General features: G+C 55.7%; 12 protein-coding genes. 9 read left to right on the forward strand and 3 right to left on the reverse strand.

From position 1 onward, the window contains the following. Positions 1–72 precede the first annotated feature (72 nt). On the reverse strand, positions 73–957 hold the full coding sequence (locus ACFFLD_RS08980) for a LysR family transcriptional regulator (RefSeq protein WP_386039278.1): 885 nt from the start codon (positions 955–957) through the stop codon (positions 73–75). 154 nt (positions 958–1111) lie between these two features. Here ACFFLD_RS08980 and ACFFLD_RS08985 point away from each other — a divergent pair, with 154 nt between their 5' ends. The 6 genes from ACFFLD_RS08985 to ACFFLD_RS09010 all read left to right on the forward strand — a co-directional run bounded on the left by ACFFLD_RS08985 (position 1112) and on the right by ACFFLD_RS09010 (position 8753). Next, positions 1112–2077, forward strand: a complete 966-nt coding sequence (locus ACFFLD_RS08985; protein WP_386039280.1) for a TAXI family TRAP transporter solute-binding subunit — start codon at positions 1112–1114, stop codon at positions 2075–2077. Positions 2078–2098: 21 nt separating this feature from the next. Then, complete coding sequence (locus ACFFLD_RS08990; protein ID WP_386039282.1) at positions 2099–4033, forward strand: TRAP transporter permease; 1935 nt, start codon at positions 2099–2101, stop codon at positions 4031–4033. Next, positions 4030–5436 carry an acyclic terpene utilization AtuA family protein gene (locus ACFFLD_RS08995; RefSeq protein WP_386039284.1) on the forward strand — a complete coding sequence of 469 codons (1407 nt, stop codon included), beginning with the start codon at positions 4030–4032 and terminating at the stop codon, positions 5434–5436. Before ACFFLD_RS08990 ends, ACFFLD_RS08995 begins: the two co-directional genes overlap by 4 nt. Continuing rightward, positions 5423–5776, forward strand: coding sequence for an AtuA-related protein (locus ACFFLD_RS09000; RefSeq protein ID WP_386039286.1), 354 nt, complete (start codon positions 5423–5425; stop codon positions 5774–5776). The genes ACFFLD_RS08995 and ACFFLD_RS09000 overlap by 14 nt, the downstream gene beginning before the upstream one ends. A gap of 114 nt (positions 5777–5890) precedes the next feature. Then, the gene (locus tag ACFFLD_RS09005; RefSeq protein WP_386039288.1) at positions 5891–7114 is read left to right on the forward strand and encodes a YbfB/YjiJ family MFS transporter; all 1224 of its coding nucleotides are present in this window, start codon (positions 5891–5893) and stop codon (positions 7112–7114) included. Between the two features lie 175 nt (positions 7115–7289). Then, a complete protein-coding gene (locus ACFFLD_RS09010) occupies positions 7290–8753 on the forward strand; it encodes a sodium-dependent transporter (RefSeq protein WP_386039290.1) in 1464 nt (487 codons plus the stop codon). Here ACFFLD_RS09010 and ACFFLD_RS09015 read toward each other — a convergent pair. Further along, a complete protein-coding gene (locus ACFFLD_RS09015) occupies positions 8715–10076 on the reverse strand; it encodes a Y-family DNA polymerase (RefSeq protein ID WP_386039292.1) in 1362 nt (453 codons plus the stop codon). The genes ACFFLD_RS09010 and ACFFLD_RS09015 overlap by 39 nt on opposite strands. Before the next feature lie 14 nt (positions 10077–10090). Then, positions 10091–10534 (reverse strand): LexA family protein, encoded by a 444-nt coding sequence (locus tag ACFFLD_RS09020; RefSeq protein ID WP_386039294.1) that lies wholly within the window; start codon positions 10532–10534, stop codon positions 10091–10093. A 394-nt stretch (positions 10535–10928) separates the two neighbouring features. On the opposite strand from ACFFLD_RS09020, the gene glyA reads away from it, so the two are divergent. The 3 genes from glyA to rfbD all read left to right on the forward strand — a co-directional run bounded on the left by glyA (position 10929) and on the right by rfbD (position 14876). Further along, complete coding sequence (gene glyA, locus ACFFLD_RS09025) at positions 10929–12194, forward strand: serine hydroxymethyltransferase (protein WP_386039296.1); 1266 nt, start codon at positions 10929–10931, stop codon at positions 12192–12194. A 736-nt stretch (positions 12195–12930) separates the two neighbouring features. Next, on the forward strand, positions 12931–13995 hold the full coding sequence (gene rfbB / locus ACFFLD_RS09030) for a dTDP-glucose 4,6-dehydratase (protein ID WP_386040419.1): 1065 nt from the start codon (positions 12931–12933) through the stop codon (positions 13993–13995). Next, positions 13992–14876: a dTDP-4-dehydrorhamnose reductase gene (rfbD, locus tag ACFFLD_RS09035; protein ID WP_386039298.1), complete on the forward strand. Its 885-nt coding sequence runs from the start codon at positions 13992–13994 to the stop codon at positions 14874–14876. Before rfbB ends, rfbD begins: the two co-directional genes overlap by 4 nt. Positions 14877–14880: the final 4 nt, after the last annotated feature.

Here is a 14880-nt window from a genome sequence, read left to right on the forward strand (position 1 = left end):
GCCTCTAGTCTGCCAGATTACTGCCTGGCTTGTAGAGAAAGCAGTGCTGAAAAAAGGTTTTATGGCTCGCCGTTAGTGATGATGAAAAATAAGGTGGCGTAGTGCACTCGTCGCGGCGGAAGGGGGGTGACGACGGCTCAATATAATGCCCAGCTCACGGCGGATGGTGGGGGCAACGAGCGGGCGATGCTCAATTCCCTCGCTGGCAATTTGTCGAAAACTGAGCGAGGGCAACACGCTAATGCCCAGTCCCGCTGCCACCATGCGGCCGACCGTAGCGATTTGGCGCGCGTCACACAAAATATCCAATCGTTCTCCGACACTCTGCATAATACGGTCGATATCCTGACGTGAGCTGGAAAGACGGTTAATACCAATAAACGGATAGGCCGCGAGCTGCTGCCAGGCCACGGTTGACTGTCTCAGAAGCGGATGCCCGCTGGGGCAGACGGCCACATAGCTATCTTCCAAAACCGGCTCAAAAGAGAGATCGTCGGCGTCACTGGGCGGCACGGAAAGCCCCAGGTCGGCGCGGCCCTCACGCACCATTTGGTTGATCTGATCGGCGAGCACATCATGCAGGCTTAGATTGATGCGCGGATACGCCTCATGAAAGCGCTTAATGACGTGGGGAAATAGCCCCGCTGCCAGAGTCGGTAAGGCAGCGACGGTGACTTTGCCTCGCTGTTTGGAAAACTGATCATTTAAGTCTTCAAAGGCTTCATTCCAGTCATTCAATAGCCTGACTGCCACAGGCAGGAATGCCTCGCCTTCCGGCGTTAACGCCAGTTGGCGGGTGGTACGGGCAAACAGGGCCCCGCCCACGCTTTCTTCTAACTTACGTAGCGCAATGGATATCGCTGGCTGGGAAAGGTGCACGCGCTCGCTGGCTTCCGCGAGGCTCCGCGAATGGGCGACGGCAACAAAAACACGCAACTGCTGGATGCTTGGATTCATTTATAAAGTAAAACACACATTAAAAACTATTCAATATACAAAACTAAATTCGCAGACCATGCTAACTCCGTCACGGTGCAGGAATCGTGATCAGCGATTTTTATAAAAACCTTTATACAATAACAACGGCTCGCCAAGCGGGCCTGGAGACACAATGAAAACGCTACTTACCGCCATGGTCGCCAGCGCCGCGGTGTTGGCCGCTACTACCACTCATGCCGATGAGCGTCTGTTGATCGGTTCTACCTCCAGTTCTTCCAGCCACTACAGTTATTTTGTGGCGGTTAACCAGATCATTAATAACCAATTGGAAGGCGTCAGTTCTTCGGTTGCTGAAACCGGGGCTACTGTCGATAACCTGCGCCGTTTAGGACGCGATCAAATCGATATGGGGCTCGTCACCACTAACACCGGGTATCACGCTTACGCCGGAAAAGAGGATTTTGAAGGTCGTCCGGTCGATAACCGCCTGCTATGGGTTTATACCGTCGCCCCCCAAAATGCCGTCATGCGCCAGGATGCCAACGTGGCCGCCTTCGCTGATTTAGACGGTGTTCGTTTCAATCCCGGTATTACTGGCTCCGCCACCGAGAAAACTACCGAAGCCGTCATGCGTGCGCTTGGCATCGAGCCGGATTACGTTCGTGGCTCCACCACCGACATGGTCGATGCGATGAAAGATGGCCGGGTGATGGGGTCGGTCAAGTCGGGGGTTGGCGAGCGACTGGATGGGTCTTCGATGGATATCGCTACCTTTACGCCCATCAGCGTTCTCTCGCTGGATGAACAGCAGGCCGACACGCTGCGCAGTGAAATGCCCGATGTAGCCATCGTGGATATTCCGGAAGGGGCGGCAGACGGTATCCCCGCTTACACCACCTGGGCGTTTGGTGTGGCCGTGCATGCTCGTCCGGACATGGACGAAGAAACCGCCTATCAAATTGTTAAAGCCGTGATGGAAAATCCCGAGCCACAAGTAAATGCGTTTGCCGCCATGCGCGATGCGGATATCGCCAAGATGACCTTAGAGGTGGGCACGGTGCCGCTACACGCAGGCGCCGCGCGTTATTTTGAAGAGCAGGGGTATGACATTCCCGACGCCTTGCAGCCTGTCCAGTAAGGCCAATCGGAGCAGATGATCATGCGTGAGATAGTCACCAAAGGGTTGGCGCTGCTGCTAGGCGGGCTAATCCTATACACCTCCGCGACGGGGCCGTTTGAGAGCTTGATTCAGCGGAGTATCTTTCTCACGCTGGTCATCTTGCTAGGGCTTGCTGTTTACCCGTTAGGGGACGGCAAGCGCTGGCGCCCGCTGGGGCTTGTCATTGATATGCTGTTAGCGGTAGGCGTCGTGCTGGCCTGCAGCTATGTGGCAATGAACCATGAACAAATTCTGGTCGAACTACCCTGGGCGACACCCCGCGATATGCTGCTGACTGGCGTGCTGCTGGTAGCTATTTTAGAGCTTTCGCGTCGTGCGATTGGGGCTATATTCCCGCTGCTGGTCGTAGCCGGGCTAGCCTATGCGTGGCTAGGGGCGTTTATCCCTGGCCCGCTTGGTCATCGTGGGTTCGACCTTTACTACATGGCCGAAACGCTTTACCTCGGCGATTTAGGTGTGTGGGGCATGTTGGTAGGGGTGGCGGCCACCACCATTGCCGCGTTCGTGCTGTTTGGTTGCTTGCTGCTGCATACCGGAGGCGGCACCACCTTTATGGATTTGGCGCTACGTATCAGCGGACGCTCACCAGGCGGCGCTGCCAAAGTCGCCACCGTTGCCTCTGGGTTGTTTGGCATGGTGAGCGGCAGTGCAGTGGCCAACGTGGCGACCACGGGTAATTTCACTATTCCCATGATGAAGCGCTTAAATTACCCTCGCCCGTTCGCGGCAGGGGTGGAAGCGGTGGCATCGACCGGTGGGCAGATTGCACCGCCGATTCTAGGCGCGGCGGCCTTTATCATGGCCGAGATTCTAGGCGAAAGTTACCTGCGCATTGCCTTGGCGGCGTTGCTACCCGCCATACTGTTCTACTTGGGCGTGTTTGTAACCATTCACTTGGTCGCTAAGCGTCGCCAGCTGCAGGTCGTCCCTGATGACGAACTACCTAGCTGGTCTGACGTGTTGCGAGCTGAGCGTATTATTCCGATTCTGGCCGCACTAGGTGGGTTGTTTTACGGCGTGCTTAGCGGCCGCTCGATCCAGATGTCGGCGTTTTACGGCATCCTGATGACCGTGCTGACATTTGTGCCCTTCGCTTTACTCTCCAAAATGCCGCTGCGCGAGATACTCGGCAAGCTAATAGCCGGCTTGGTCGATGCCGGTAAAGGTATGGTGATTATTGGCGTACTACTTGCTGGCGCGCAGATACTGGTCGCCATGATCGGGATGACCGGCATTGGCGTGACGCTCGCAAGTTTGATTGTCACGGTAGGCGGTGAATCGCTTTTCCTGGTAGCGCTGATCGTAGGCGGCGTGTGCTTGATTTTGGGTATGGGCATTCCCACCACGGCAGCTTACGTATTGGTGGCCTCTGTGTTGGCGCCAGCGCTCACCGCCATCGGCGTTGAGCCGTTAATTGCTCACCTGTTTGTCTTTTACTTTGCCACGCTATCGGTTATTACGCCGCCGGTGTGTATTGCGGTGTTCGTGGCCTCAGGTATTGCCGACACTAACTGGTTGCCCGCGGCGGTTGAGTCGGTACGTTTGGCAGCTGCTATCTATGTGATTCCCTTCTTGCTTTTGATTTATCCAGCGTTGGCGGGGTTTGGCAGTGTACTGGATATCGCCTTGGCCGCGAGCCAGGGCGTAGTGTTCGTTATCGCGTTTGCCGCATTGATGTCGCGTGTGGCCATGACCGGTAAGCGGTTGATTGATGCGGTCGCGCTGATCGCGGTGATTGGTCTTGCGTTAACACCCGGCTGGCTGACCACGCTGGCGGCGCTGGTGCTCATCGTGGCGCTATTTAGTCGCCGCCGTGCACTGCTGGACAACGAAGCCGTCGATCACTCCTCCCTTCAGGCCTCTCATCAGAACCCTCAACAAACCTCTCATCAAACCAAGGAGACACATCCATGAGCTTTTTACTTGGTAGCGGGGCGGGCTTTTCTGGTGACCGAACGGATGCAGCCGTGGCGGTGGTGGCCGAATTGATCAAACGTCAGCAGCCCGCTGCCTTAGTGTTTGAAACCTTGGGTGAGCGAACCCTTGCCGCTGCCCACCGGGCGATGCGTGAGAATCCTGAAAGTGGCTTTGAGCCGCTATTAGATGAACTGCTGGCCCCGGTGCTGCGTGATTGCCTTGATCACAATATTAAGATCCTGGGTAATTTCGGGGCGGCGAACCCGCAGGGTGCCTGCCAGGTTATCGCTGACTTGGCCACGCAGCTTGGCCGGCAGGAGGTGCGGATTGCCCAAGTACATGGTGATGATATTCGCCAGCAACTGCATAACGTGGATTTACAGCGCTGGGAAGCCGAACGGCTCGAACTGCCCAGCGATGACGCCTTGATTTCTGCCAATGTCTATTTGGGCGCCAAGGCGTTGGCTGATGCCTTGGCGCTGGAGGCAGACGTCGTTGTCACCGGCCGCGTTGCCGATCCAGCACTATTTTTAGCGCCGTTAATGCATCACTTTGAGTGGCGTTGGGATGATTGGGACCGCTTGGCCTGCGGCATGATGGCGGGCCATTTGGCTGAGTGTGGTGCTCAGGTCAGTGGGGGCTATTTTGCCGATCCGGGCTTTAAAGACGTGGCAGGGCTTTCCACGGTGGGCTACCCGATTATCGAAGTAGAGCAGGACGGACGCCTCGTCATTACCAAACCTGCCAATACCGGAGGCTGCGTCACCGAGCAAACAGTCAAAGAGCAGCTGCTCTATGAAGTGCACGACCCGGCGAATTACCTGACCCCGGATGTCACGGTGGATCTTTCTCATGTGGTAGTGCGTCAACTGGCTCCCAATCGTGTGGAGGTCACCGGAATTCATGGCAAGCCTGCCCCTGAGCGGCTTAAAACCACGGTATGTTACGACGGGGGATGGCAGGGCGAAGCAGAAATCTCCTATGCCGGGCCTAATGCGCTGGCAAGGGCGCAATTGGCCGCCCAGGTGCTGCGTGAACGGCTGGTGTTCCGTGCTCCCGCCGAACTGCGTACCCGCCTGGATATTATTGGCTTGGCCAGCGTCTTTGATAGCGATAGTGGTGAGCTGCAGCGTGGCATGCCGCCTTCTGCTAGCGGCGATTTTCGACTCAGGCTAGCTGCAGAACATGGCGAACGGCGCTGGGTGGCACGTGCAACACAAGAATTACTCGCGCTTTATTGTGCCGGACCCGCTGGCGGCGGCGGCGTACGTCGCCAGTTTCAACAACGCGTGTTTACCGCGTCGTATTTAGTCAAGCGCAGCGATATTCATGCACATGCCAGTCTGTTTGAGCCAGCCACACTCGGCGAACATAGGAGTCCACGCTATGTTGCAATCTGAGCACCCCCCAACCGACGTACATTCACTATCTTCGGTCACTCTTCATCAAGTAGCTCATGCCCGGGCGGGTGATAAGGGCGAGCGTCTTAATATAGCGCTATTTGCCTATCATCCTGATCATTACCCAGCCTTGATGGATCAGTTGACGGAGGAGCGTGTGCTAGCGCTATTTGCTCATCGTGGGGCCAGCCGAGTCCGGCGCTATCCGTTACCTGGCCTGGCAGGCATGAACTTTGTGATTGATGATGTGCTGCAAGGGGGCGTTAACGGCGCCCTCAACTTGGATGGGCACGGCAAAACGCTGTCGTTTTTGCTGTTAAGCCTGGAGGTTAATGTTTAGCACACCCTCTACCTAGGTGGTCATGACGGGCCGCTCAAAACACCTTACTATGCTTGCTTCAGTATGCAGGCTAATGAATATAACGATAAGTAAGGGTGCATAAGGAGCAGCTCTATGGCCGCCGCAACGGTGCGTTCGCAGCGTCTTAAAGTACTACTGGCCGGCGTCTTCAGCCAGATTCTATGCATGGGAATTGCCCGTTTTGCCTACACGCCGTTATTGCCGGTGATGCAGCAGCAAAGCTGGATGGGCGATGCCGACGGCGGCTGGCTAGCGGCCATTAACTACGCGGGCTATATGTTGGGGGCCGTGCTTGCGGCCTCCGTGCGCAGTATCCATATCAAAGATACGCTCTACCGCATTGGGCTGGTGCTGGCGGTAGTGACCACCGCGGGTATGGCGCTGACCGATCATTTTTGGCTCTGGGCGGGGCTACGCTTTTTCTCGGGGCTTTCCACCAGTAGCTCGATGCTACTGGCCTCAGGCTTGATTCTTCACTGGCTTATACACCACCAGCAGCGTGGCGAGCTAGGCATTCATTTTGCCGGGGCGGGGCTAGGGATCGTGGTGGCTGCCCTGGCGGTTGAATACATGCTGTCACGCTCGCTTGACTGGCAGACCCAGTGGTGGTGCTTTGGTGTGCTGGGGGTGGTGATGTTAGTGCCTGCCTGGCGCTGGTTGCCGCGTCCGGTACCGCCAAGCCACGGTGCCGATCAGAAGAGCGCGCCAGCGGCCTCGCCACCGTCGCGAACCTTTATGTATTTTATGCTGCCCGCCTATTTCTGCGCAGGGTACGGCTATGTGATTAACGCCACGTTTATCGTCACGATTGTTGAGCGCGAACCGCTGCTGGCGGGTGCCGGTAACTGGACGTTTGCGCTGGTGGGGCTAGCCGCGGCGCCCGCTGTCATGCTGTGGGACCTGATCGCCAGACGGATGGGTTATCTGGGCGCGCTGATTGTCGCGATGCTGATTCAGGCCGTGGGGATAGTGCTGCCCGCCATCACCTCAAGCTTGGCCGTTGTGTTGCTCAGCGCCGTCCTCTACGGCGGTACTTTTTTAGGCTGTGTGAGCCTGGTGCTGACCATGGCAGGCAAGCTTTATCCCGCGAGTCCCGCACGGTTAATGGGCCAGATGATGCTGGCGTATGGGGTGGCGCAAATATTAGCGCCGGCCTTGACCGGCGTACTGGCCGAGGCCTCTGGCCACTACGCGACGGGCCTTTGGCTGGCGGGTGGCTTTGTGACGCTCGGGGCCGTACTGCTGGTCTACCTACGCCGCGTCGATCAAACAGCCCAGCGATTGGATGCCGCCGCTAAGGCGACGGTTTATAGCTAGGCATTACAGCTAGGCATTACAGTTAACTCTTTTGGATGCCTGCCAAACGCTATCGAGCATGACGAGCAGCACCTGTGCTGAGTCAACTTTATTGCTTAATTGCATCAAATAGCCCGCTATTTAACGACACTGGCTGATAGAATAGTTGGCTTTTTCTGACAGGATAAATGGGCAAATGACCACTTCTGGGCAACCTCGTACCCAGTGGCTAGGCCGCTGGGGGTTTATGTTGGCAGCAACCGGCTCGGCGGTTGGGCTTGGCAATATATGGAAATTTCCCTATATGACGGGGGAGTACGGCGGCGGTGCTTTCGTACTGGTCTATCTGATGTGCATCCTGGCCGTGGGGGTGCCGGTGATGATGGCCGAGATCGCCTTTGGGCGGCGTGGGCGCGGTAGTCCAATCGATGCTATCCGCCGGGTGGTGAACGAGTCTGGGCGTTCGTCGGTTTGGTCGCTGTTTGGCTGGATGTCGATGCTGTGCGGCTTCATGATCCTGTCGTTTTATGTTGTCGTGGCGGGCTGGTCATTCTCGTATCTATGGAAAATGCTGTCCGGCGGGTTAAGCGGGGGCACCGTTGAAGAACTGGCGGCCGTGTTTGGCGCCAATAATGCTAACCCCTGGAATCTTGGCTTCTGGAGTACGCTGGTAACGCTAGCGACCATGGTCATTGTCGGTAAAGGCGTGCAGGAGGGGATTGAGAAAAACGTCCGCTGGATGATGCCCGGGCTGGTGCTCATGCTGGTGGTGCTGATTCTGTTCGGTGCGTTCTCTGGCGGTTTTGGCGATGCCTTCGCTTTTCTGTTCTCGTTTAATACGGGCAGTCTCACCAGTGAGGGAATGCTGGCGGCGCTGGGGCATGCCTTTTTTACCCTCTCGTTGGCGGCGGGCGCGATCATGACCTACGGCAGCTACCTGCCAAAAGGTGCCTCTATTGGTCGCACGACACTCAGCGTTGCCTTGGCGGATACCGTGGTGGCGCTAATGGCGGGGCTAGCCATTTTTCCGGTAATTTTTGCTAACGGCATGGACCCGGGCGAGGGCCCAGGGCTGATTTTCATGAGTCTGCCCATTGCGTTTCAAGCAATGCCGCTAGGCACACTGTTTGGCGTTCTGTTCTTTATCATGCTCTCTATGGCAGCGCTGACCTCGTCAATCTCCATGGTCGAGGCGACGATCTCATGGCTATGCGATAGCAAAGGCTTCACAAGGCGTTCGGCGGCCTGGAGTACGGGCATTGTGCTGTGGTTGATCAGTACCGCGGCGATGCTCTCTTTTAATGTGGGCGCCGACTGGACACTGGCAGGCAAGACGTTCTTTGACTGGCTGGACTACCTGACATCACGCTGGTTGATGCCGTTAGGTGGCTTGGGCACAGTGGTGATGGCAGGCTTTGTGCTCAACAGCACTATCATGCGTGATGAGCTTGGCCTTAACCCACGCCTTTATGCGCTGTGGCTGTTGATGGCTCGCTACGTCAGCCCGCTCGGTATTCTGGTGATTTTTGCCAACGTGTTGGGGCTCTATAGCGTGACGTTTTCAGCGCACTGGCCGTGGCTGTTGGCCATTTTGATCGCCATGGTGGTAGTGGGTGAGACCTTAAGCCCGCGGCTGCGCGATGCGCTTCGTGCTGGCTAATGCGTGTTGTTTCTGTTTTTGCTTCTGCTTTGCCTCGGCGGCGGCCACTGCGCCGGGGTGAGTGCCCACTTTCATCAGTTCATCCCAGCGTGTGGTAAAGCGATCTGAGCGGTGCGCGCAGCGCAATTGCCACGCTGCAGGCGCATCGGTCATGCCAAAGCTGATGGTGCCTTGTCCCATGCGCTGGTTAATCTGATCTACCGTGGCCATCAAAAAAGGGTGGCGGTCGCGTGTGGGGGGATGCAGCAGCGACAGTTGATGCTGTTGGGCGTCGACTAAATCGAGCAGCATGACGCCCGCTTTCATAAACCGATAGCGGGGCCGGTAGATCTGCTCTAATCCTTGACGGACAGCATCGAGAATTACTCGCGTGTCGTCGCTTGGCGAGGGCAGGGCGATCAACGCTTGCGGGAAGTATTGCGGCTGGTCACGGCGGTGGCGGTTGGTATTCAGAAACACCATTACTGCCCGGGCCATGCTCTGCTGCTCACGCAGCTTTTCAGCGCTCCGTTGGGCGTGGCGACGCAGGGCGTTATGCACTTGTTCAAATACCCCGGTGGGTTGCCCGAACGAGCGTGACGTCATGATGCGCTGCCTTGGTTGGTCCAGGGCGTTCATTTCCAGGCAGGGAATGCCACGCAGCTCTAACGCCGTGCGGGCAAGCACTACTGAAAAGCGTTTGCGCAACTGCTTGTCATCGCTTTCACGCAAATCCCAGGCGGTAGTCACATCGCCAATGGCCAGGCGCTCGGCCAGTCGACGCCCCACCCCCCATACACTGCCCACCGGCGTGCGCTTGAGTAATGCTTCGGTTGTGTGGCTCTGGCCATCGAGTCGACAAACGCCTTGGTAGCGGGGGTCCTGTTTAGCAAGATGATTGGCCAGTTTGGCGAGGGTATGGGTAGGTGCCAGCCCTATGCATACCGGCAGCCCCAAATGGCGATGAATACGCTGGTGCAACTGTCGCCCCAGCGCGTCACACTGCTCGGTGGTTAGCCCTTCTAAATAGATGAACATTTCATCAATAGAGTAGGGCGCCACCTCAGGGCAGGCATCGCGCAGCAGTTGCGTGAGCCGCGACGACATATCGCCGTAAAGCTCGTAGTTGGAAGAGAGCAGGTGAATATCACCACGCTTGCGTAACCCTTCAAGCTTGAAGGCGGGGGTGCCCATAGGGATATCCAGTGCTTTCAACTCGGCTGAGCGGGCGATAATACAACCATCATTATTCGACATCACGCCAACAGGCTTGCCTTCGAGCTTTGGTTGAAAGACCCGCTCGCAACTCACATAAAAGTTATTGGCGTCGACCAGACCGATCATGTCACACCCCCGTATTAGCGCACGTACTCGTGAACCACGGCGCGCACCACGCCCCATAGCTGGCAATCACTACCTTCAAGAGGCAGGGGCGGATAGTGCGGGTGGGTCGAGCAGAGGTGGGGTGTCCCGCGATACAGCGCATAGCGCTTAATCAGTGCCTCGCCTTCCAGCATGGCGACCAAAATATGCCCCAGGCGCGGTTCAATACCGCGATCCACAATCAGCAGATCACCCTCAAAAATTCCCCAGCCCTCCATGCTGTCGCCGGTGGCGGTCACATAAAATGTTTGGGTAGGGTTTTTCACCAGCCGCGTATTGAGATCTAGTGTGCACGGGTCGTAATCCTGGGCGGGGGAAGGAAAGCCGCTAAACCCTGCACGGCCCTGAACGGTTAAATAAGGCAGCGGCTGGGTGCTTAACGGCAAGGCTGGCGTTAGGTGAGGTGACTGGCCCGGCATTGTCGGTATCCTGACTCTTAAAGTGTATGTATGAATATACAGTATTTTTAAGAGTGAAGGAAAATGCAAATTAGCACATTGCTGGCATTGCAAAGTGCCATCTTTTTATCTCCTTGCGAAGAGCGCAGCGACGCGGCAATCTCGCCCTGCGGTGGCAGTACTACAACACCTAGATCGCCACGCTCCGCTCGCGATGACACATAAGGGCAACCCCCAGATTGCTTCACTGCGTTCGCAATGACAGGAGAGGCGGCGCAATGACAGAAGCGGGCTCAAGATGAGCGGCGCTCATTAACAACCTGATGCGGATGCGATGAAAGTCGCCTCGGGCTGAGTTATGATAGCGCCCTCGCTTCTTCCATGATGATCCTTTCTCGTTACGAGGTTCCCGCCTATGTTCAGCCGCGATATGTCAATTGCCGGATTCGATGATGTGCTGTTTGATGCCATGCAGAAAGAAGTGGCGCGCCAGGAAGCTCACATCGAGCTGATCGCTTCCGAAAACTACGCCAGCCCGCGCGTGCTGGAAGCTCAGGGCAGCCAGCTGACCAATAAATACGCTGAAGGCTACCCCGGTAAGCGCTATTACGGCGGCTGTGAGTATGTCGATATCGCTGAAAACCTGGCCATTGATTACGCCAAAGAGCTGTTCGGCGCGACCTACGTTAACGTGCAGCCCCACTCAGGCTCACAGGCCAATAGCGCCGTGTTCCAAGCGCTCGTTAAGCCAGGCGATACTATTCTAGGCATGAGCCTGGACGCAGGCGGTCACCTGACCCACGGTGCCAAGCCGAGCTTTTCAGGCAAGCACTACAACGCCATCCAGTACGGCCTGAATGAGCAAGAACTGATCGACTATGAGCAGGTGGCCCAGCTCGCCCGTGAGCACAAGCCGAAAATGATCATCGCTGGGTTCTCGGCTTATTCCCAAATTGTAGATTGGGCCAAGTTCCGCGAGATCGCTGATGAAGTGGGCGCTTACTTACTGGTTGATATGGCCCACGTCTCAGGCTTGGTAGCCGCAGGCGTTTACCCCAGCCCTTTGCCCCATGCACATGTGGTGACCTCAACTACCCACAAAACTTTGCGCGGCCCACGCAGTGGCGTGATTCTCTCGGCAGAAAACGATGCTGAGATTGAGAAAAAGCTTCAGTCGGCAGTTTTCCCCGGCGGCCAGGGCGGCCCATTGATGCACGTGATTGCCGCCAAAGCGGTTTGCTTCAAAGAAGCCATGGCGCCTGAGTTCAAAGCTTATCAGCAACAAGTGGTTAAAAATGCCAAGGCCATGGCCAAGGTATTCATGGACCGCGGATATGACATCGTCTCCGGCGGTACTGAAGACCACCTCTTCCTGCTCTCGCTGATCAAGCAGGGCGTCACCGGTAAAGATGCCGATGCGGCGCTGGGCCGTGCCCACATCACCGTGAACAAGAATGCGGTGCCGAACGACCCACAAAGCCCGTTTGTCACCTCTGGCCTACGCATTGGTACTCCAGCGGTAACCACGCGTGGCTTCGGTGAAGAAGAGTGCACCCAGCTGGCTGGCTGGATCTGCGAGATTCTGGATGTGTTGGCCAAAGGCGAAGATACCAGCGCAGTTGAAGCCCAGGTGCTGGATAAAGTGGCTGAGGTTTGTGCGCGGCTGCCGGTTTATAAGTAAGCAGCACATGCTATAACTAGCTAACCCAACGTTCGACAAAGCCGCCGAAGATTACTATCTTCGGCGGCTTTGTCTTTTGCGGCATTCAACAAATGCAAAATGGATAGTTCCACCTACTGAAAGCTTACCGCGGAGTTTTCGCTGAAATGGAGCGGGTGGAGGGCATCGCAACCTTGGCTTACCGACTCGGTAGATAGGCAGAAATACTCGCCCCGCTTACTCAGGATAAGGTACCATTGGACGCATTTTGCGGTGGTATGACAAGCATGAAGCTTCATGTCGCTCCTTGCGTTGGATGAGCTAACCCACGAGTATCATTAACTGTAGGGCTAATGCCCATTATTTTGAAATAACGGTGACCGAACGCAGCAAGCCATGTAGTAAAGGTGCCATCGGTACGCCAAATGCTAAATAAGGCTAGGGCAAGGGAAATGTCCGGAACAATCCCTGGGCGGTAGCGTGCCTGAAAGGGTATTAAGGCAGCAAAGTTTTCAAGACAGATATCGTTTTCAAGACAGATATCTCTGGAAGTCACGGCTACTTTATACCTGGTCTATGGTCATCCTGGCTAAATCGCCTAGCTCAGCAGCGGAACATTAGCCCCCGACCAAGCGCTCTAAAGGCTTTCCAACATCAGCACTCGTTTGTTGAAGTATTTATAATTGTTCTTATCTTTTTTACCTAGCAATGAACATATAAGTAACTAAAAAATTAGTAGAAGGAAATTATGATGCCAATGACATTCCTCGTCACAGGCGGTGCCGGATTCATAGGTTCAGCAGTCGTGCGTGAACTGATTGCCAATAGCGACCATCGCGTCATCAATGTCGATAAGTTGACCTATGCTGGAAACCTTGAATCGTTGGCCGATGTATCGGAAGACCCGCGCTATACGTTTGAGCAACATGATATTGGTGATGCAGGGGCAATGAAGCAGGTGTTCGAAAAGCATCAGCCTGATATCGTTATGCACCTGGCGGCAGAAAGTCATGTCGATCGTTCCATCGACGGGCCGGCAGATTTCATTCAGACCAATATTGTAGGCACCTCGGTCTTGCTGGAAATTGCCCGGCACTACTGGAAGAACCTGCAGGAAACCGACCCCAGTAAAGCAGCAGGTTTTCGATTCCATCATATTTCGACTGATGAGGTCTATGGTGACCTTGATGGCCCTGAAGGGCTGTTTACCGAAACGACCCCTTACGCGCCGAGCTCACCCTATTCGGCAAGCAAAGCAAGCTCAGACCATTTGGTTCGTGCGTGGCAGAGAACCTTCGGCTTGCCGACGTTAGTGACTAATTGCTCTAACAACTATGGGCCCTATCACTTCCCCGAAAAACTAATACCGTTGGTACTGCTGAATGGTCTAGCTGGTAAACCGTTGCCTGTTTATGGTGATGGGCAGCAGATTCGCGATTGGCTTTATGTAGAAGACCATGCCCGCGCCTTAATCAAGGCCGCCAGCGAAGGAGTGATTGGCGAAACGTATAATATCGGCGGCCACAATGAAAAAGCCAACCTGGAAGTGGTTGAAACGATATGCGATCTCCTTCAGGAACAGCGGCCCCTTGAAGAAGGTCATTACCGCGACCTGATAACCTTCGTTAAAGACCGCCCCGGGCATGACCTTCGCTATGCGATTGATGCGGGTAAAATTGAGCGCGAACTAGGGTGGCGCCCCGAAGAAACGTTTGAAACCGGATTGCGCAAAACGGTGCAGTGGTATCTTGCAAACGAGAAGTGGTGGAAGCGCGTGCAAGATGGTAGCTACCAGGGCCAACGTTTAGGAGCTGGGGCATGATAAGCACCAAACGTATCCTATTAACGGGGGCCAGTGGTCAGGTGGGCTTCGAATTGCAGCGTCAGCTATGCCTGCATGGCGACATAGAAGCTCCTACCAGCCAGCAATTGGATCTAGCAGATCAGGCGGCGGTCGAAAACTGGCTGAATGAACGAAAACCCGACCTTATCGTTAATGCAGCTGCTTATACAGCAGTCGACAAAGCAGAAGATGAGGCTGATCGGGCTCGACGTTTGAATGCCGAGTTGCCCGCTCAGCTAGCAGCGTACTGTGCCGAGCAGGGCGCATGCCTGGTGCATTACTCCAGCGATTATGTCTACCCTGGCAACGGGAATACCGCGTGGAGCGAAACGAGTACCAGCGGGCCTTTAAGCACCTATGGGCAAACCAAGCTCGAGGGTGACCAAGCCATTATGGCGAGCGGTTGCCAACATTGGATTTTCCGAACGAGTTGGGTCTATAGCGCCCGCGGCAACAACTTCATGAAAACGATGCTACGCCTAGGGCGTGAGCGTGAAGCGCTTAGCATTGTAGCGGACCAGGTTGGTGCACCTACCCCGGCGCGTCTTATTGCCCAGGTAACCGCCATGGGCTTAAGCCGGGAAATTCCTTCAGGCTTGTACCATTTGGCCCCACGTGGTGAAACCAGCTGGCACGGATTTGCCGAGGCGATTTTTCAAATGGCAAAAGCCCGGGGTGAAGCGCTTGCGATAGACCAGGCTCAACTAGCGGGGATACCAACAACGGATTACCCGACCCCAGCGACTAGACCACTGAACTCCCGGCTCGATCTCACTAAACTTGAAAAGACCCTGCAAGTTAAGTTACCAGACTGGCAGTCACAGCTTGCTCTGACACTAGCAGAGTACTTGGAACCTTGAAGCA

The sequence above is a fragment of the Vreelandella sulfidaeris genome, from assembly GCF_042429665.1.
Classification (GTDB): Bacteria; Pseudomonadota; Gammaproteobacteria; order Pseudomonadales; family Halomonadaceae; genus Vreelandella.

Coding starts and splice junctions, on each gene's coding strand:
- ACFFLD_RS08980 (WP_386039278.1), bottom strand. CDS start 957: ATGAATCCAAGCATCCAGCAGTTGCGTGTTTTTGTTGCCGTCGCCCAT.
- ACFFLD_RS08985 (WP_386039280.1), top strand. CDS start 1,112: ATGAAAACGCTACTTACCGCCATGGTCGCCAGCGCCGCGGTGTTGGCC.
- ACFFLD_RS08990 (WP_386039282.1), top strand. CDS start 2,099: ATGCGTGAGATAGTCACCAAAGGGTTGGCGCTGCTGCTAGGCGGGCTA.
- ACFFLD_RS08995 (WP_386039284.1), top strand. CDS start 4,030: ATGAGCTTTTTACTTGGTAGCGGGGCGGGCTTTTCTGGTGACCGAACG.
- ACFFLD_RS09000 (WP_386039286.1), top strand. CDS start 5,423: ATGTTGCAATCTGAGCACCCCCCAACCGACGTACATTCACTATCTTCG.
- ACFFLD_RS09005 (WP_386039288.1), top strand. CDS start 5,891: ATGGCCGCCGCAACGGTGCGTTCGCAGCGTCTTAAAGTACTACTGGCC.
- ACFFLD_RS09010 (WP_386039290.1), top strand. CDS start 7,290: ATGACCACTTCTGGGCAACCTCGTACCCAGTGGCTAGGCCGCTGGGGG.
- ACFFLD_RS09015 (WP_386039292.1), bottom strand. CDS start 10,076: ATGATCGGTCTGGTCGACGCCAATAACTTTTATGTGAGTTGCGAGCGG.
- ACFFLD_RS09020 (WP_386039294.1), bottom strand. CDS start 10,534: ATGCCGGGCCAGTCACCTCACCTAACGCCAGCCTTGCCGTTAAGCACC.
- glyA (WP_386039296.1), top strand. CDS start 10,929: ATGTTCAGCCGCGATATGTCAATTGCCGGATTCGATGATGTGCTGTTT.
- rfbB (WP_386040419.1), top strand. CDS start 12,931: ATGACATTCCTCGTCACAGGCGGTGCCGGATTCATAGGTTCAGCAGTC.
- rfbD (WP_386039298.1), top strand. CDS start 13,992: ATGATAAGCACCAAACGTATCCTATTAACGGGGGCCAGTGGTCAGGTG.